At 64.9% G+C, this 17177-nt stretch carries 16 protein-coding genes; 11 read left to right on the top strand and 5 right to left on the bottom strand.

What is annotated here, in order from left to right; all coding sequences use genetic code 11:
* Positions 1-71: 71 nt before the first annotated feature.
* The gene (locus GPA27_RS12690) at positions 72-2570 is read left to right on the top strand and encodes a DUF6600 domain-containing protein (RefSeq protein ID WP_169140980.1); all 2499 of its coding nucleotides are present in this window, start codon (positions 72-74) and stop codon (positions 2568-2570) included.
* A gap of 145 nt (positions 2571-2715) precedes the next feature.
* On the opposite strand, the gene GPA27_RS12685 is transcribed toward GPA27_RS12690, so the two are convergent.
* Positions 2716-3201, bottom strand: coding sequence for a glycine zipper 2TM domain-containing protein (locus GPA27_RS12685; RefSeq protein WP_169140978.1), 486 nt, complete (start codon positions 3199-3201; stop codon positions 2716-2718).
* Positions 3202-3268: 67 nt separating this feature from the next.
* On the opposite strand from GPA27_RS12685, the gene GPA27_RS12680 reads away from it, so the two are divergent.
* The gene (locus tag GPA27_RS12680; protein WP_246261070.1) at positions 3269-4885 is read left to right on the top strand and encodes a cation:proton antiporter; all 1617 of its coding nucleotides are present in this window, start codon (positions 3269-3271) and stop codon (positions 4883-4885) included.
* 41 nt (positions 4886-4926) lie between these two features.
* Here the strand turns inward: GPA27_RS12680 and GPA27_RS12675 are convergent, their stop codons facing one another.
* A complete protein-coding gene (locus GPA27_RS12675; RefSeq protein WP_246261068.1) occupies positions 4927-6261 on the bottom strand; it encodes a hypothetical protein in 1335 nt (444 codons plus the stop codon).
* Positions 6261-6566: a hypothetical protein gene (locus GPA27_RS12670; protein ID WP_211164979.1), complete on the bottom strand. Its 306-nt coding sequence runs from the start codon at positions 6564-6566 to the stop codon at positions 6261-6263. The genes GPA27_RS12675 and GPA27_RS12670 overlap by 1 nt, the downstream gene beginning before the upstream one ends.
* Here GPA27_RS12670 and GPA27_RS12665 point away from each other — a divergent pair.
* From GPA27_RS12665 to GPA27_RS12650, 4 genes are all read left to right on the top strand, one after another.
* On the top strand, positions 6552-7289 hold the full coding sequence (locus GPA27_RS12665) for a Crp/Fnr family transcriptional regulator (protein ID WP_169140974.1): 738 nt from the start codon (positions 6552-6554) through the stop codon (positions 7287-7289). The genes GPA27_RS12670 and GPA27_RS12665 overlap by 15 nt on opposite strands.
* Positions 7290-7403: 114 nt before the next feature.
* Positions 7404-7712, top strand: coding sequence for a metal-sulfur cluster assembly factor (locus GPA27_RS12660; RefSeq protein ID WP_169140972.1), 309 nt, complete (start codon positions 7404-7406; stop codon positions 7710-7712).
* 48 nt (positions 7713-7760) lie between these two features.
* Positions 7761-8852: a DUF8744 domain-containing protein gene (locus GPA27_RS12655; protein ID WP_256222927.1), complete on the top strand. Its 1092-nt coding sequence runs from the start codon at positions 7761-7763 to the stop codon at positions 8850-8852.
* A 70-nt stretch (positions 8853-8922) separates the two neighbouring features.
* Positions 8923-9429: a TIGR00645 family protein gene (locus tag GPA27_RS12650; protein WP_169140970.1), complete on the top strand. Its 507-nt coding sequence runs from the start codon at positions 8923-8925 to the stop codon at positions 9427-9429.
* Positions 9430-9473: 44 nt separating this feature from the next.
* On the opposite strand, the gene GPA27_RS12645 is transcribed toward GPA27_RS12650, so the two are convergent.
* Together GPA27_RS12645 and map are read right to left on the bottom strand one after the other, a co-directional pair.
* The gene (locus GPA27_RS12645) at positions 9474-12053 is read right to left on the bottom strand and encodes a [protein-PII] uridylyltransferase (protein ID WP_169140968.1); all 2580 of its coding nucleotides are present in this window, start codon (positions 12051-12053) and stop codon (positions 9474-9476) included.
* A 22-nt stretch (positions 12054-12075) separates the two neighbouring features.
* Entirely contained in the window at positions 12076-12891 is an 816-nt protein-coding gene (gene map, locus GPA27_RS12640; protein ID WP_169140966.1) for a type I methionyl aminopeptidase, read from the bottom strand.
* 293 nt (positions 12892-13184) lie between these two features.
* On the opposite strand from map, the gene rpsB reads away from it, so the two are divergent.
* Genes rpsB through uppS form a run of 5 tightly spaced genes read left to right on the top strand, consistent with a single transcriptional unit; the run spans position 13185 to position 17054 of the window.
* Positions 13185-13940, top strand: a complete 756-nt coding sequence (gene rpsB / locus GPA27_RS12635) for a 30S ribosomal protein S2 (protein ID WP_169140964.1) — start codon at positions 13185-13187, stop codon at positions 13938-13940.
* Between the two features lie 54 nt (positions 13941-13994).
* Complete coding sequence (gene tsf, locus GPA27_RS12630) at positions 13995-14900, top strand: translation elongation factor Ts (RefSeq protein WP_169140962.1); 906 nt, start codon at positions 13995-13997, stop codon at positions 14898-14900.
* A 10-nt stretch (positions 14901-14910) separates the two neighbouring features.
* A complete protein-coding gene (pyrH, locus tag GPA27_RS12625) occupies positions 14911-15627 on the top strand; it encodes a UMP kinase (protein WP_026296224.1) in 717 nt (238 codons plus the stop codon).
* A gap of 10 nt (positions 15628-15637) precedes the next feature.
* A complete protein-coding gene (frr, locus tag GPA27_RS12620; RefSeq protein ID WP_169140960.1) occupies positions 15638-16195 on the top strand; it encodes a ribosome recycling factor in 558 nt (185 codons plus the stop codon).
* A 49-nt stretch (positions 16196-16244) separates the two neighbouring features.
* Positions 16245-17054 (top strand): polyprenyl diphosphate synthase, encoded by an 810-nt coding sequence (uppS, locus tag GPA27_RS12615; RefSeq protein ID WP_169140958.1) that lies wholly within the window; start codon positions 16245-16247, stop codon positions 17052-17054.
* Positions 17055-17177 lie beyond the last annotated feature (123 nt).

Below are 17177 nucleotides of genomic sequence, written 5' to 3'. Positions count from 1 at the left end.
GACCGAGCGCCGGCTATGACGTCGACCGCTTCTGTCAATCCTGACGGCGTAATCCCGCTCAAGGAACCATCATGAAAACGCAATCTCTCCGCTTGCGGATAGCCACCTTCCTGGCTGGCGTCGCAATCCTGGCCTTCAGCGGCTGGGTAGGCGCGGACCCGCCCTCGCGCGTCGCGCGGCTTGCCTACGCGAGCGGCGCAGTGAGCATGTCGCCCGCGGGCGACAGCGAATGGGTTCAGGCCACGGTCAATCGCCCCCTGACCACCGGTGACCGCCTCTGGGTCGATGACGATGCGCGCGCCGAACTCGAGACCGGCGGAGCGCTGGTGCGCATGCACGCCGGTACCAGCGTGTCCGTCCTGAATCTCGATGACCGCATCACCCAACTGCAATTGACCCAGGGCGCATTGAATGTGCGCGTCCGTCGTATCGCGCCAAACCAGGTTTTCGAGGTCGATACGCCGAATCTGGCCTTTACCTTGCGCGAACCGGGGGCATACCGGATCGAAGTCGATCCCGACGACGATGTGACCACGATCTATGTGCGCAGGGGGCAGGGCGAGGCGTACGGCGACGAAGCCGCTTACGTCATCGATTCTCGGCAAGCCTATCGATTCACCGGTACCAACCTGCGCGAGTACGAGTATGTCGATGCGCTGCGACCGGACGACTTCGACCGCTGGTCGAACAGCCGTGACCGTCGCTACGACGACTCGCGTTCCGCCCGCTATGTCTCGCAAGATGTGATCGGTTACCACGACCTCGATGAGCACGGCAGTTGGCGTGCCGACGCGACTTACGGCAACGTGTGGTACCCGGATCGCGTGGCCACCGGCTGGGCGCCATATCGCGACGGACATTGGGCGTGGATCGACCCGTGGGGCTGGACCTGGGTGGATGACGCGCCGTGGGGCTTCGCGGTATCTCACTATGGCCGCTGGGCCCATGTCGGTGGAGCCTGGGGTTGGGTGCCCGGTCCCGTGCGCAGCAGGGCCTACTACGCCCCGGCGCTGGTCGTGTTCGTCGGCGGTGGAAACTTCCAGCTCACGATATCGAGCGGCCTTGTCGGCGCTGTCGCGTGGTTCCCGCTGGCGCCGCGGGAGGTCTACCGACCTGCGTATCGGGTCAGCCGCGATTATTTCGAGAATATCAATCGCAGCAATACCGTCGTCAATAACACGGTCATCAATAATTACTACAAGAATACGAACGTGACCAATGTGGTCTACATGAACCGCAGCGTCGAGGGTGCCGTCGTCGCCGTGCCGACGACCGCGTTCGTGCAGTCGCAGCCGGTATCGAGGGAGGCACTGCGGGTATCGCGGGAAACGATCGGCAGTGCACCGCTGGCGCTTGTTGCGCCGCTTGCGCCGACCGAGAAGAGCTTGCGCGGCGCTGCTGCCCAAGGGGGCAAGCCGCCTCCGCGTGCACTCGAACGACGTGTCGTTGCGCGGACTGCCCCGCCGCCGGCGCCTGTCGGATTCGTGGCACAACAGCAGCGACTGAGCGCCGAGCCAGGCAGACCGCTCGATGAGTCCGTACGCAAGGAATTGAGGTCCGCAGCAACCGCGCCGGCCCCCGCCGTCAAAGTCATCACCCGGAAGCAGGATGGGATGCCGCGTTCGCGTCCGCCGCAGGCAGCGGCTCGTGCCAAGACGCCCGATGTCGGCGCAAGGTCCGAACAGCGGGGTAGGGCGGATCAACGTGAAGAACCCGTAGCACCGCAGGCGGAACCGCCGCAGCGTGCGACGCAGCCCCAGATCACGCCGCCGCAAGCAGCGCCAGCCGCGCCCGCAGCGCAACCGCGCGAACCACGCGGCAGGGCGGATCAGCGCGGTGACGATGAGCAGCGGGGCAGAACGGAGCAGCGTGGAAACGATGAGCAGCGCGGACAAACCGTCGCCCCGCGGCCCGCATCACCGCAACGCTCCGCCGAGCCAGAGTCCGCTCCGCCGCGCGCGATGCCAGCCGTGCCTGCGACACCGGCCACGCCCGCGACCAGAGCGACACCGGCGGTGCCCGCAGTGCCCGCCACACCAGCCGAGCCGGCAGCACAAGCACGCGAACCACGCGGAAAGTCCGAACAGCGTGACGAGCGGGTGCAGCGCGAACAGCGCGAACAGCGAGAACAAGCGGTGACGCCGGCCCCGGCGCCAGCCCGACGTGTAGCGCCGCCCGAGGAGGCGGCCCCGCCGCGAGCAGCGCCCGAGCGACCTGCAGTGCAGTCGCGCGAACCACGCGACAGGTCGGAACAGCGTGGGAATGGTGCCCAGCGCGAGCGCGAGAAAGCCGCCGTTCCGTCGCCCCCTCCGCCCGCCGCACAACAACCCGCGCAACGGGCGAAGCCCGAGCCTGCGCCGGACGCGCGGCAAGCTGAGCCGCGTCCGGCTGCTGCTGCACCGAAGCAGGCCCCACCACCTTCGCAGCCGGCGCCAGCGGCGGAGCCGCGTGGTCAGGAGCCCAAGCCTGCCGCGGGCAGGGGGCGAGACAAGAACAAGGACAGCGAAGAACAGAAGCTGGAAGAGGAACGGCGCGAAGAACAGAGGCGCAGGGACGAGCGGCGCAACTGAGACACCGGTCGTCTGCGGCGCCGCAAGAGCGGCGCGCAACTGCCGCCGCGTACATCGACCCGTCGCCCGGCTCGAACGTGTGCTTCACCAACGGAAAAATGCCCTGCACAGCAGGGCATTTCCTTTCAGGGACCACGTGCCGCGATCAGTACCGCTGCAGCACGCCATTCCTGATCCGCACCCGGTCGCCGACGCGGAAGTCGGTATTGCTGCTCCTGTCCAGGATCATCGATTGGTACGTCCCGTCATCCATGCTGATCGTGACCTTGTAGGCATCGTCCCCCCGCTGCACTTGTTGGCGTTTTTCCAGCTCGTGGCCGACATACGCACCGCCCGCGGCGCCGATGACGGTTGCCGCCGTGTTGCCGCTTCCGGACCCCACCTGGTTGCCAACCACACCCCCGACGACGGCGCCGGCGATGGTGCCCAGGCCGATGCCTCCGGCACGGCCCGTGTTGTCGGAACTCATCCGTTCAACCGCCGACACCACGCCATAGCCGGAGGAGGCCTCTTCCCGATTGCTCACCCCGGAGCTGGCCCCATAGGGTTCGTTGTAGGGGGTTGCGCATGCACCAAGCGTCAGCGCCGCAACGACGCCGAGCACCGATCCGAATTCATTGATCGTCTTCATGATTAATCTCCTGCCCATTTTGAATTAGGGTCGCGCGCCGGCCGGGCTGGCCCCCGCGATCGTTACGATGAGCGACTCCACCCGAGTCCTGCTGCTCACCACATTGCCGACGTTCTGTACCCCTTTCGCCGCGCATGTGATGACACGTTTCACTGCGTGCTCGGTTCGGGGCAAGCCGCCGATCTTCATGTTGATCATCCCCTTCTGCCGTCCGTCGCTCTGTACGGTCGCGCTCATGCCGTGCTTGGGGAGTGTCTGCCAGCTCGATCACCGGAAAGCCGATTTTCTGCCGGACGACCTGCGCAATGTGCGGCAACGTACGAAGGAGGCCGGGCAACTCGCGTATCTTTGTCCCATGTCCTTCGCTATCTGGGCGCTCATCATCGGCGTGCTGCTGATCACGATGGCCCTGTCGGGCACATCGCTCAAGCGGCTCCCCCTGAGCACCGCCATGCTCTACCTGGCCGCCGGTTTCGGGCTCGGCCCCGCCGGATGGGCGCTCCTGTCGCCCGATCCGCTGACCTACGCTGTCATCCTTGAACGAGTTACCGAGCTGGCGGTGCTCATCTCCTTGTTCGCCGTCGGTCTCAAGCTCGGCCTCCCGATGTCGGACAAGGGCTGGCGTCTGCCAGTGCGTCTCGCGCTCGTTTCGATGACCATCACGGTGGGGCTCATCGCGGCGATCGGCGTTCTGGGTCTCGGCCTTTCGCTCGGCGCAGCAGTCCTGCTCGGGGCGATCCTCGCACCTACCGATCCGGTGCTGGCGTCCGACGTGCAGGTGCTCGAGGCGGGCGATCGCGACCGCTTGCGCTTCAGCCTGACGGGTGAGGGCGGCTTGAATGATGGCGCCGCCTTTCCCTTCGTGATGCTGGGACTCGGCCTGATGGGTCTTCACGACCTGGGCACGGGCGGCTGGCGCTGGCTGGCCGTCGACGTGCTGTGGGCGATCGCTGGCGGCCTGCTGATCGGCGGCATGCTGGGCACGCTGATCGGGCGGCTGGTCGTCTATCTGCGCAGCCGCCACAAGGAGTCGGTCGGTTTCGACGAATTCCTCGCGCTGGGACTCATTGCACTGGCCTACGGGCTCGCCGTGGTCAGCTACACGTACGGCTTCCTGGCCGTTTTTGCCGCGGGCCTCGCTCTGCAGCGAGTGAACGAACAGCCGAGGCGGATCTCCGATGCTGTGCTCCTGGAAACGGGTCTTCGGGGCAAGCAGGCCGACGAGGTGCTTGCCACCCATGCGGACTACGCCGGCGCCTACATGATGCAGGCAGTGCAGGGCTTCAACGAACAACTGGAGCGGATCGCGGAGGTGGCGGTCGTCCTGGTGGTCGGCGCGATGCTCTCCTACACCTACCTCCCCGCCAGCGCCGCCTGGATTGTCCTGCTCCTGTTCCTGGTCGTGCGTCCCCTGTCGGTGTGGCTTGGATTGCTCGGTGCGCCCGTGTCACGCGACCAGCGCATCCTGATTTCGTGGTTCGGCATCCGCGGCATCGGCTCGATCTACTACCTGATGTACGCAATCAACCATGGCCTGCCGCGTCCCCTGGCGGAGGAAATCATCGCCCTCACGCTCACCGTGGTGGCCGTCTCCATCGTGGTTCACGGCGTATCCGTGACGCCCTTGATGGCTCACTACGCGCGGCGCAAGGCGCAGCGCCAGGGGCGGCGGAAAGACGATTGACGCCCCCTCTGCCCGTCTGGCGAGTGTTCGTCGCGGCGCGGCTAGAGCGACTTCAGGTACTCCACCAATTCGATCTTCTCCTGTCCGGTCAAGCCTAATCCGAAGTGGGCGTTATAGTGGTCGACGACTGCCCCCAGGGTCGCGAAGCGCCCGTCGTGGTAGAAGCCGCCGGTCGTGTGGGTCCACAGGCCCTTCAGCGGTGCGGTGCGGTAGCGCCTGTCCGGCGCCCGGTTTGCCTGGAAATCATCAATGCCGATTTCGGCCGGCGTATGCATGTTCCAGCCCGGCTCGGTAAACGTTGGGGGAACATGGCAGCTCGCGCAGCCTGCCTTGTTCTCGAAGATCTGCTTGCCGCTCGCGGCGGCGGCGGCGTTGAAACTGCCTGTCGGCGCAGCCGGGGCGGGAATCGCGAGCTGGTAGAAATGCAGCGCCGGCAGTTTCGGGCTGATCAGGTCGGGGTTGCTGCGTACGTCGCCGAAGCCCGCGCGGGCTGCAACGGGAAACTGCACCGGGTCGTTCAGGCGCGGATCGTAGAACGTTCCCTTGCCGTGCATCTCGAGATTGGCGACGAAGGCATTCCAGTGCGGCACCGAGCCCCAGCCGGTCCAGGTGTGGAGGTTGACTCCGGCCAGCCCGAACACCGGGGGAATCAGCGTTGCGGCGGTCTTGCCGTCGGGTCGGAAGCCCTTGCCGTCCAGGAACAGCGCGGCGTCGAACTTCCCCGGTCCCCAAGCCGTGACGACCTGGCGCACGGTCGCCTCGTCGACCTGGAGCAGTGCGGCCACGGCGCTCAGGTCCGGCGACAGATTGATGATCGCGCCGACATTGAGGTCGCGGTTCGCCCAGCCGTCGAGCCGATGACCGATCCCCGGAGCGAGCGAGTTGTCCACCGCGGTATGGCAGAGCGCGCATTGGATTCCGACGGAGCGCAGGTCGCGCCCTCCGTCAAAGAACCCGGTCACGCCGATGACCGCATTCAGGCGCAGCAACTCGACAGTCACCGCCGGATCGTCCAGATTCACACGCCCGCCCTTGAGGTCGTCCACGAGCTTCCCGGGCAGGGCATCGACATCGATCTTCAGCCCCACGGCGAGCGCAGTCTTCGGGCTCACGCCCGGGCCGACGCCACCAAGCGGCGCACCCTTGACCGCCTCGTGCAGCTTCAGCGTGTCGCCCCAGAAGGCCTCATCGCCGAAGGTATCGAAGCGGAAGGTCTCCCTTCCCTCGGCCAGTGTCTGCTGCGCGCGTCGGTCCATCTGCTGGTCGAGCTTCTTGCCTGACAGCGCGACGTCGTCCGAGACGGCGATCGTCTGACCTGACAGCGCCAGGGCTGCCAATGACGGGACTGCAAGAATGTATTTCAAATAGCGTTTCATCATCCTCTCCATGCGAAGATTAAGCCTTGCCGCACCACGCGCTGCGCGTCATTGCTTTGCGCCGCCCGCTCGACAACGACGCGATACGTGAGATCGAGGTCCAGTGCGCGCCCATCGCCTTCCGGGCGATGCTGGTCCTTGCTCGCTCGAGGTGCCTTGCCGTTCCTCTCTTCCTGCCGTGGGCAGATAAGAATTGAGCTGAATCCCTTGCCGCGTCTGTTCGCTGTCGCGCATATAGGGAATGAAACGCCTATAAAGGAAATGGGTATTTGGCGAGTGGAGGATTGCGTATGGATGACTTTCATGACCCGCGCCAGAACCACCTTCTCGCCGCCCTCCCGGGCGACGACTACGCGCGCATCGCTCCCTATCTGGAACTGATCCCGATGGAGCTCGGCGAAGTGCTGTACGAATCGGGGACCCAGATGCGTCACGTCTATTTCCCCACCGATGCGATCGTGTCCCTGCTGTATGTGCTGGAAGACGGCGCCTCGGCCGAAATCGCCGTGGTCGGCAACGAGGGGATCGTCGGTGTCTCCTTGTTCATGGGCGGTGAAACGACGCCCAGCCGGGCCGTCGTGCAAAGCGCGGGCCGCGCCTATCGGCTGTCGGGTCAGGTTCTGAAGAAGGAATTCGATCGGGTCGGGGGGCGTCGCTCCGGCGCACTGCATAACCTGCTGCTGCGCTATGCCCAGGCACTGCTGACCCAAATGGCGCAGACGGCGGTGTGCAACCGCCATCACTCGCTGGACCAGCAACTCTGCCGCTGGCTGCTGCTCAGTCTTGACCGTTTGCAGGTGAACGAACTGGTCATGACCCAGGAACTGATCGCCAACATGCTCGGCGTGCGCCGCGAAGGGGTCACGGAGGCGGCTGGCAAGCTGCAAAGGGCCGGCGTGATCGAATACCGGCGTGGCCACATCACCGTCCGCGACCGGCCGGGGCTGGAGGCGAGGGCCTGCGAGTGTTATGCGGTGGTCAAGAGGGAGTTCGATCGCCTGCTGCCCGAGGTAGAAGAGATCCTGTAAGCTGGCACCCGCTTTTCGTCGGACGGTCTGGAGAGACGAACCGGTCGGGTTGGAGTTTTCCGCGGCTTCGCGGTCATAATCGGACTTCCAATACGACGGACGAGGAGGTTCGCGATGCCTGCAATTCCCGATGTGGAATCCGTCAAGGCAGTGCTGCGCCAGGTGATCGATCCCGAGGTGGGCGTCAACATCGTCGATCTCGGGCTCATATACGGCATCGACATCACGCCCGAGCAGGTCTCCATCCGCATGACGATGACCTCGCCGGCGTGTCCCATGGGCGACATGATCATGAGCGACATCGATGCCGCGCTCGATGCTGCGTTGCCGCCCGAGATTGGTGTGGTGGTCAATCTGGTGTGGGAACCGCCGTGGACCCCCGAAATGATGAACAAGGATGCGCGCGGTCATTTCGGCTGGTAAGGACACCCCGAGAGATCGACGGAGCAGGGAATACGGAGGTGGGGCGTCGTGAGTTCTGATCCGCGGCTGGTGCCGCGCGTGGTGTTGCTGGTGCTGGGGATGCTGTCGCTCGTGGCCGGTGTCGGCGCCGGCTTGGCGCGCCTGGGCGCAGACGTCCCCGCTCTCGCAGCGTCGCTGGCCGGGTGGCATGCCGCCCTGATGGTCTGCGCATTCTTCGGGACGGTGATCGGGCTCGAGCGTGCCGTAGCGCTCGGACACCCCATCGCCTATGCGGGGCCTCTGGCCTCGGGGCTCGGGGGCATCGCATTGCTCGCCGGTTTGCCCCTCCCGTCGGCGCAACTGTTGTTTGTCCTCGCCTCAGTGGTGCTCGTCGGTGGCGCGATCGCGGTCGTGCGCCGGCAGTCGGCCCTGTTTACGCGGACCCTGGCAGTCGGGGCAGGGTGCTGGCTTGCAGGCAACCTCGCCTGGGTCGCGAGCGGCATGATCCAGCCTGCGATTCCGTGGTGGCTCGCATTTCTTGTGGTGACGATCGCCGGCGAGAGGCTCGAGCTCACCCGCTTCCTGCCTGCGCGCCGCGAGGCTGCGCCGCTCTTTCGCATCGCCGTCGCGGCCACGCTCGGCGGCGCCGTGGCGGCCTGGTTCTCGCCCTTCGGGCTCGTGTTGTTCGCGGCCGGCCTTTTCGCGCTGTCGCTGTGGCTGCTGCGCTACGACATCGCGCGGCACAACGCGCGGCAACGCGAGCTTGTGCGCTACATCGCGCTCTGCCTCCTGTCCGGCTACGTGTGGCTGGCCGTGGGGGCCGCGATCGGGCTCGCGGGCGGCTTCGCGCCCGGCCATCTGCTGCGCGATGCGGCCTTGCATGCGATCGCGCTCGGTTTCGTGTTCGCGATGGTGTTCGGCCATGCCCCGATCATCTTCCCGGCCATCGCGCGGGTCCGGATTCCCTATCATCCGGTCTTCTACCTGCCGCTCGTGCTGCTTCACGTCTCGCTTGCGGCGAGGATTGCAGGAACGCTCGTGGGCGGCGGTGCAGCGCCCCTGCTGCTGGCGGGCGGGCTCGTCAATGCGCTCGCCCTCCTTGCCTTTATATTGACGATGGTGGGGAGCGTGCTGCGCGGCCGTCTGGCCGGCCGAGGCTGAAGCCGGGGACGTGTGCGACAACTGCTAGAATTGCGCCCTCCCGTTCCATTACATGCATCCTGCACAAGAAATGAAGAAACTCGAATCAGCCTTCGAACACATGCTCTTCGCCAGCCGCTGGCTGATGGCGCCCGTCTACTTCGGGCTGATCCTGGCGCTGATTGTGCTTCTCGTGAAGTTCGGCAAGGAAGTCTGGTTCCTCTTCAGCCACATCATGAGCGCCACCGGGTCGGAGATGATCATCGGGGTGCTGTCGCTGGTCGACATCGCGCTGATCATGAGCCTGCTCATCATCATCATGTTCAGCGGCTACGAGAACTTCGTGTCGAAAATGGAGGATCTGCATTCGCATACCGACCGCCCCGAATGGATGGGGCATATCGGATTCTCCGACCAGAAGATCAAGCTGATCGGCTCGATCGTCGCAATTTCGGGTATCGAGCTGCTGAAGGCCTTCCTGAACGTCGACAACGTGACGGACCGCCACCTCGCGTGGATGGTCGGCATTCACGTCGCCTTCCTGGTGTCCGGCGTTCTCTATGCCCTGATGGATCGTCTGCAGACCAAGGGGCACTGACGCCCCGCGTATACGCCCGTGCGAACGCGCAACGCGGGGGCTTGCTAGACCTGCAGGCGTTCAAGCAGCTCGCGCTCGACCTGCAGGATCTGACCGTCGAGCGCGAGGCGCCCTCCGCTGATCAGGAAGGTATCCTCGGCGCGCTCGCCCAGCGTTGCAATCTTCGCCGTGTGCAGGCGGATCTCGTGCCGCGCGAGAACCTCGGCGACCGAGAACAGCAGCCCGGGGCGGTCCGCTGCGACGAGGGACAGGATGAAGTGCTTGCCCGGCTCGTCCGGCTGGATGCTGATCTGCGGGGTGATCGGGAAGTGCTTCATCTGGCGCGAAAGCCTGCCCTGCGTCGGGCGGTCAGACCTTCCCGGATGGATCAGCCGTTCGGTCAGATCATGTTCGATCAGCTGGATGACGTCGCGATAATGTGCGGTGTTGCCCGGATCCTGCAGGATGAAGCTGTCGAGCGCATAACCGTGACGCGTCGTGTGCACCTTGGCGTCCAGGATCGAGAACCCCAGCCGGCCGAAGAAACCGGTCATGCGCACGAACAGGTCTTTCTGGTCGGGGGTGAACACCATCACCTGCACACCCTCGTCGCCGTCTAGAACCCGGGCCTTGACCACCGGCTCGTCGCTCTGCGGACGGAAATAAAGGATGCGCGCGTGCCATGCGATCTCTTCGGCGGAATGGCGCATGAAGTAGACCGCGTCGAGCTGCGTCCATAGCGCTTCCTCGATGCCCGGGCGCAGGCCGTGGTAGCGCAGCAGCTCGCGGGCGTCCTCCTGGCGGTCGTCGAGTCCCAGCGCCTGCTGCGGCGTCGCGCCGCGCAGCAGGCGCTGCGTGGCGAAGAACAGGTCTTCGAGCAGCTTGCCTTTCCAGCCGTTCCAGACCTTCGGGCTCGTGCCGCGAATGTCTGCATGGGTGAGCAGGTAGAGGGCGGTCAGGCGCCGTTCGGTCTGCACGGTGTCGGCGAACCGGCGGATGACCTCGGGATCCGTCGTGTCCTCCTTCTGTGCGACCTGCGACATCGTGAGGTGGTGTGCGACCAGCCACACGACGAGCTCCGCGTCTTCCGGCGGCAAGTCGTGGTGCTCGCAGAATTCGCGCGCGTCGCCCTTGCCCAGCTGGGAGTGATCGCCGCCGCGCCCCTTCGCGATGTCGTGGAACAAGGCAGCGATGTACAGCAGCCAGTGGCGCTCGAATCCCAGGATCAGCCGCGTCATCAGCGGGTATTCGTGCGCGTGCTCACCCATCGTGAAGCGGCGCATGTTGCGCAGCACCATCAGGATGTGCTGATCGACGGTGTAGACGTGGAACAGGTCGTGCTGCATCTGACCGACGATGCGCCGCCACGCGGGCAGGTAGTGGCTCAGGATGCCGTACTGGTTCATCCGCCGGAATTCATGCACGATGCCGCGCTTCTGCTTCAGCAGCTCCATGAACATCGCGCGGCTGGCCGGATCAGCGCGGAAGGCCGCATTGATGCGCGTGCGGTTCAGCCACAGCGCACGCAGCGTCCGTGCGGTCATGCCCTTCAGCTCCGAGCGCTGCTGCAGCAGCAGGAAGCATTCGAGGAGCGCCAGCGGATGGCGCTCGAAGGTGTCCTCGCTGCGGATGTCGAGCAGTTCGCGTACCGCCTGGAAGCGCTCGTTGATCACGAAGGCGGCGCCGCCGCGGTTGGGGAAAATCTCGGCGCCGTAGTTCTGAAGCAGGATGGTATTGGTCTGCGTGACCTTCTTCGCGTTCACGTAGTACCGCTGCATGAACACTTCGGAGGCGCGCTTGGCTGCGGTCGCCTCGACGCCGAACGCACGCGCGAGCCTTTCCTGGTGGTCGAACAGCAGGCGATCCTCGGCGCGACCGGTCAGATAGTGCAGGCGGATGCGCACGTGCTGCAGGAAGCGCTCGATGCTGCGCAGTTCGCTCGCCTCCGCGCCGGTGATCAGGCGCCGCCGGGCGAGGTCGCGCCAGTTGCGCCCTAGCCCGGCGGCGCGTGCGATCCAGCCCAGCATCTGCAGGTCGCGCAGCCCGCCCGGGCTCTCCTTGCAATTCGGTTCGAGCGCGTACGGGGTGTCGTTGAAGCGCGCGTAGCGGTTTTCCTGTTCGAGCTGCTTTGCCTTGTAGAACGTGCGTACGTCGAGCTGAGCCTGGTAGCGCCGCACGAACTCCTCGAAGAGCTCCGCGTTGCCGTCGAGCAGCCTGGCTTCCAGCAGGTTGGTCTGGACGGTGATGTCTTCCTCGGCCGCCTCCAGACACTCGTCGAGCGTGCGCACGCTCTGGCCGATCTCGAGGCCGACGTCCCACAGCGCGCCGATCAGGGTGCTGATGCGCGCCTGCAACGGGCTGTCGGCCGGAATCGGCAGCAGCACGAGCAAGTCTACGTCGGAGTGCGGAAACAGTTCGCCGCGTCCGTAGCCACCCACGGCAAGCAGCGCGACTTCGCCGGGCATGGCGCACGCCCGCCACAGGTGGAGGATCGCCTCGTCGACCAGCTGGGCGCGCCCCTTGAGAACGGTCGATGTCGCCGGATGCGCCTCGTAGGCGGCGCGGATGCGCGCAGTTCCGTTGGACAGGTGCCCGCGGGCATGCGCGAGCGCCGCCTGGAAGTCATCGATCGACATGGCGCTCATGGCTGCTCCCGGTGGTTCGCGCTTACCGGATCGATGGCGCGGCAATCGCGGGGGCAGGCGGGCAGCCCGCCGACAGCGTCAGGACTTCGACGCCGGTTTCCGTGACGAGCACTGTGTGTTCCCACTGCGCGGACAGGCTCCGGTCCTTGGTGACGATGGTCCAGCCGTCGGGAAGCTCGGAGATCGCCGCCTTGCCGGCGTTGATCATCGGTTCGATCGTGAAGGTCATGCCCGGCTGCAGCTCCGGGCCGGTGCCCGCCTTGCCGTAGTGCAGGACCTGCGGCTCCTCGTGGAACTTGGTGCCGATGCCGTGACCGCAGAACTCGCGGACGACCGAGAAGCCGTTTCCTTCCGCGTGCTTCTGGATGATCTGGCCGATGTCGCCGAGCCGGGCTCCGGGCTTCACGACCGAGATGCCCAGCCACAGGCATTCCAGCGTCACCTGGCACAGGCGCTTCGCGAGGATGGAGCCGTCGCCGCCGACGATGAACATCCTGCTCGTGTCGCCGTGGTAGCCGTCCTTGATCACGGTGATGTCGAGGTTGACGATGTCGCCCTTCTTCAGCGCCTTTTCGCCGGGGATGCCGTGGCACACCTGGTGATTGATTGACGTGCAGATGGACTTGGGGTAGGGCGCGTATCCGGGCGGTGCGTAGTTCAACGGTGCGGGAATCGTCTGCTGCACGTTGACCATGTACTCATGGCACAGCCGGTCCAGTTCGCCCGTGGTGACTCCCGGCTTGACGAAGGGTTCGATGTAGTCGAGCACTTCCGCCGCCAGCCGGCCGGCAACGCGCATTTTCTCGATTTCGTCGGGTGTTTTTATGGTGATGCTCATCTGTGCAGGGGTTGGCGCGTAAATGAGAAAGGCTAGCGCATGGCGGAAGCCGCGGCAAATCCGATGCGCGGCGGCCACGCCTGCCCGCGCGTGCGGGCATCTCGATCTTGAGTGGGGTGGCGCGAACCTGCTATCATCTTGGGCTTGTCTGCCAATGGTGGCAGGCAAAATCCACACGCCCGGCAGAATGCCGTGAGGGTCCGTCGAAAAGCCATGTGCTCGGGACGGTTCGGGTCATCCTGGAATGACCATGTCGGGCGGAGGCTCAACCCTTATAGTTCGGAGTAGTACAAATGTCCGTCACGATGCGTCAGATGCTGGAAGCCGGCATCCACTTTGGTCACCAGACCCGCTTCTGGAATCCGCGCATGGCCCCCTACATCTTCGGCCAGCGCAACAAGATCCACATCGTCAACCTCGAGAAGACGATGGTCAAGTACAACGAAGCGATGGACTTCGTGCGCAAGCTGTCCGCCAATCGCGGCACCATCATGATGGTCGGTACCAAGCGCCAGGCGCGCGAGATCATCGCCGAGGAAGCCGGTCGCGCCGGCATGCCCTTCGTTGACGAGCGCTGGCTCGGCGGCATGCTCACCAACTTCAAGACCGTCAAGCAGTCGATCAAGCGCCTGAAGGACATGGAGGCGATGGTCGAGGACGGCTCGATCGAGCGTCTGTCCAAGAAGGAAGCGCTGATGGCCTCGCGCGAAATGGAAAAGCTGCAGAAGTCGATCGGCGGCATCAAGGATATGGGCGGCCTGCCGGACGCGCTGTTCGTCATCGACGTCGGCTACCACAAGATCGCCATCACCGAAGCCCAGAAGCTCGGCATTCCCGTTGTCGCGGTGGTCGATACCAACCACTCGCCCGAAGGCATCAACTACGTGATCCCGGGTAACGACGACTCGTCGCGCGCAATCCGCCTCTATGCCCGCGGTGTCGCCGACGCCGTGCTGGAAGGTCGCAGCCAGGTGCTGCAGGACATCGTCGCCGCGGGTTCGGACGAATTCGTCGAAGTCGACGAGTCGGCTTCGGGTGAGCAGGCCTGAGTTTCCTCGGCCCTGCACGCAGGGCCGATAAGCATACGAATTTGAGGAGTTAGCATGGCGGAAATCACCGCAAGCATGGTCAAGGAACTGCGCGAGAAAACCGACGCGCCCATGATGGAATGCAAGAAGGCTCTTACCGAGGCCGCTGGCGACCTGGCCAAGGCTGAAGAGATCCTGCGCGTGAAGCTCGGCAGCAAGGCCACCAAGGCAGCCTCCCGCGTTGCCGCCGAAGGCGTCGTCGCGATCAACATCAGCGCCGACGGCAAGCTCGGCAGCATCCTCGAGATCAACTCGGAAACCGACTTCGTCGCCAAGAACGACGAATTCCTGAAGCTGGCCGCCGACTGCGCCGCCCTGGTTGCCGAGCGCAATCCGGCCGACGTCGCTGCGCTGTCGGCACTGCCGCTGGGTGACGGTACGGTGGATTCCGTGCGTGCTGGCCTGGTGGGCAAGATCGGCGAGAACATGACGCTGCGCCGTTTCGTGCGCGTCGAAGCCAAGGGTCGTCTGGCGTCCTACATCCACGGCGGTGCCAAGATCGGCGTGCTGATCGACCTCGTCGGTGGCGACGAGCAGATGGCGAAGGACCTGGCCATGCACATCGCCGCGTCGAAGCCGAAGGCTCTGGACTCTTCGGGCGTCGCGCTCGAACTGATCGAGTCCGAGCGCCGCGTTGCGCGCGAGAAGGCTGCCGAGGATGCCGCCAAGTCCGGCAAGGCGATCCCCGAGGACATCCTCGCCAAGCGCGTCGAAGGTTCGGTGCAGAAGTTCCTGAAGGAAGTCACGCTGCTCGGCCAGCCCTTCGTCAAGGACGACAAGCTCACCGTCGAAGCGCTGCTCAAGTCGCGCAATGCCTCGATCGCGAGCTTCACGCTCTACGTCGTGGGTGAAGGCATCGAGAAGAAGGTGACCGACTTCGCCGCCGAAGTCGCCGCCCAGGCTGCTGCAGCCAAGAAGTAAGAGGTCCATGATGAGTGTCGCCGCCTACAAGCGCATCATGTTGAAACTGTCCGGCGAAGCCCTGATGGGTGACGACGCGTACGGCATCAACGAAGAGGTGGTCAGCCGCATCGTCGCCGAGATCGCCGAGGTCACGCACCTTGGCGTTCAGGTCGGCGTGGTGATCGGCGGCGGCAACATCTTCCGCGGAATGAAAGGCGCTGCGTCCGGCATGGACCGCGCCACCGCGGACTACATGGGTATGCTCGCAACGGTGATGAATGCGATGGCGCTGGCCGACGCATTCCGCCGCGCCGGCGTTGAGGCGCGCGTGCAGTCCGCGCTGCGCATCGACCAGGTGGTCGAGCCGTATATCCGCGGGCGCGCCATCCGCCACATGGAGGAAGGCCGCGTCGTCATTTTTGCGGCCGGTACCGGCAACCCGTTCTTCACGACCGATACCGCCGCCGCGCTGCGCGGGTCGGAAATGGCCGCGCAGATCGTGCTGAAGGCGACCAAGGTCGATGGCGTATATACCGCCGATCCGCACAAGGATCCGCTGGCCAAGCGCTACCACCGCATAAGCTTCGACGAGGCGATCGGGCGCAACCTCGCCGTGATGGACACCACCGCGTTCGCGCTGTGCCGCGATCAGAAACTGCCGATCAACGTGTTCTCGATCTTCAAGCCGGGTGCGCTCAAGCGCGTCGTGATGGGCGAAGACGAAGGCACGCTGGTTCATTCCTGAGGATTCGAGAATGATTGCCGAACTCAAGAAATCGACCGAGCAGAGGATGCAGAAGTCGATCGACGTGCTGAAGGCCGACCTGAGCAAGGTGCGCACCGGTCGCGCCCATACCGGTCTGCTCGATCATGTGATGGTCGAGTACTATGGCAGCCCGGTTCCGATCAACCAGGTCGCCAACGTCACCCTGATCGACGCACGCACGATCGGCGTCCAGGCCTGGGAAAAGCCCATGCTGGGGAAGATCGAGCGGGCCATCCGCGACAGCGACCTGGGCCTAAATCCGGCCAACATGGGCGAGATGCTGCGGGTGCCGATGCCGGCGTTGACGGAAGAGCGCCGTCGCGACCTGACAAAGGTCGTGCGCCACGAAGGCGAGAACGCCAAGGTGGCCGTGCGCAACCTGCGCCGCGACGCCAACCAGCAGCTCAAGGATGCGGTCAAGGACAAGACGATCTCGGAAGACGAGGAGCGTCGCGCCCAGGACGACATCCAGAAGCTCACCGACAAAAATATTGCCGAGATCGACAAGCTGCTCGCACAGAAAGAGCAGGAACTGATGCAGATCTGATCCCTCCGGGATCGGATCCGATGGCGGGATACCACGCGGGAGGCGCATGATGGCGCGTAAACCCTTTACCAGCTCCACGCGCGAAATCCCGGAGGTCTCCGGCGTTCCGCAGCACATTGCCATCATCATGGATGGCAATGGGCGCTGGGCGCGCAAGCGCTTCATGCCGCGCGTTGCCGGTCACGGCAAGGGCGTCGAATCCGTTCGCGCCGTGATCCGGGCATGCATGGCGAAGGGCGTGTCCCACCTGACGCTGTTCGCCTTCAGTTCCGAGAACTGGCGCCGGCCTGCCGACGAAGTCTCGTTCCTGATGCAGCTTTTCATGCGTTCGCTGCAGAAGGAAATCGATCGCCTGCATGAAAACGGCATCCGCTTTCGCGTCATCGGCGAGCTGTCCCGATTCGAGCCCGGGCTCGTCGACATGATCCGGCGCGCGGAGGATCTGACTGCGCGCAACGAGCGGCTCACGCTCACGATCGCCGCCAACTACGGCGGGCGCTGGGACATCCTGCAGGCCGTCGAGCGCATGCTCGCGAAGAACCCCGAGCGCCGTTCGGGATTCACCGAAGAGGACCTGAACGCAGAGCTGTCGCTCAACTACGGTCCTGAGCCGGACCTGTTCATCCGTACCGGCGGCGAGCAGCGGATCAGCAATTTCCTGCTGTGGCAGCTCGCCTATTCCGAGCTCTACTTCACCGACACGCTCTGGCCGGATTTCGACGAGAAGGCGCTCGATCTGGCGATTGCGTCTTACAGGTCGCGCGAGCGCCGGTTCGGGCGGACCAGCGAGCAGTTGTGCGATTCCGAAAAATCCGCGAAACAGGAAGAGGCAAGCCGGGATTCGGCGGATCATGCTTAAGACCCGGGTCATTACCGCATTCGTGCTGCTGGGCGTCCTGCTCGGCGCGATCTTCTTCCTGCCGCCCCTCGGGTGGCTGGCGTTCGCCAGCCTGATCTGCGGCGGGGCGGCGTGGGAGTGGGG

Source organism: Aromatoleum toluolicum, assembly GCF_012911005.2.
GTDB lineage: Bacteria > Pseudomonadota > Gammaproteobacteria > Burkholderiales > Rhodocyclaceae > Aromatoleum > Aromatoleum toluolicum.
This window is presented reverse-complemented; position numbering and strand designations above follow the sequence as displayed.

What these genes read in the sequence shown, in the direction of transcription:
- GPA27_RS12650 (WP_169140970.1), top strand. Translation starts at nt 8,923, where the DNA reads ATGAAGAAACTCGAATCAGCCTTCGAACACATGCTCTTCGCCAGCCGC.
- GPA27_RS12670 (WP_211164979.1), bottom strand. Translation starts at nt 6,566, where the DNA reads ATGAAAGTCATCCATACGCAATCCTCCACTCGCCAAATACCCATTTCC.
- rpsB (WP_169140964.1), top strand. Translation starts at nt 13,185, where the DNA reads ATGTCCGTCACGATGCGTCAGATGCTGGAAGCCGGCATCCACTTTGGT.
- uppS (WP_169140958.1), top strand. Translation starts at nt 16,245, where the DNA reads ATGGCGCGTAAACCCTTTACCAGCTCCACGCGCGAAATCCCGGAGGTC.
- tsf (WP_169140962.1), top strand. Translation starts at nt 13,995, where the DNA reads ATGGCGGAAATCACCGCAAGCATGGTCAAGGAACTGCGCGAGAAAACC.
- pyrH (WP_026296224.1), top strand. Translation starts at nt 14,911, where the DNA reads ATGAGTGTCGCCGCCTACAAGCGCATCATGTTGAAACTGTCCGGCGAA.
- GPA27_RS12665 (WP_169140974.1), top strand. Translation starts at nt 6,552, where the DNA reads ATGGATGACTTTCATGACCCGCGCCAGAACCACCTTCTCGCCGCCCTC.
- frr (WP_169140960.1), top strand. Translation starts at nt 15,638, where the DNA reads ATGATTGCCGAACTCAAGAAATCGACCGAGCAGAGGATGCAGAAGTCG.
- GPA27_RS12660 (WP_169140972.1), top strand. Translation starts at nt 7,404, where the DNA reads ATGCCTGCAATTCCCGATGTGGAATCCGTCAAGGCAGTGCTGCGCCAG.
- GPA27_RS12645 (WP_169140968.1), bottom strand. Translation starts at nt 12,053, where the DNA reads ATGAGCGCCATGTCGATCGATGACTTCCAGGCGGCGCTCGCGCATGCC.
- GPA27_RS12680 (WP_246261070.1), top strand. Translation starts at nt 3,269, where the DNA reads ATGAGCGACTCCACCCGAGTCCTGCTGCTCACCACATTGCCGACGTTC.
- GPA27_RS12690 (WP_169140980.1), top strand. Translation starts at nt 72, where the DNA reads ATGAAAACGCAATCTCTCCGCTTGCGGATAGCCACCTTCCTGGCTGGC.
- GPA27_RS12685 (WP_169140978.1), bottom strand. Translation starts at nt 3,201, where the DNA reads ATGAAGACGATCAATGAATTCGGATCGGTGCTCGGCGTCGTTGCGGCG.
- map (WP_169140966.1), bottom strand. Translation starts at nt 12,891, where the DNA reads ATGAGCATCACCATAAAAACACCCGACGAAATCGAGAAAATGCGCGTT.
- GPA27_RS12675 (WP_246261068.1), bottom strand. Translation starts at nt 6,261, where the DNA reads ATGAAACGCTATTTGAAATACATTCTTGCAGTCCCGTCATTGGCAGCC.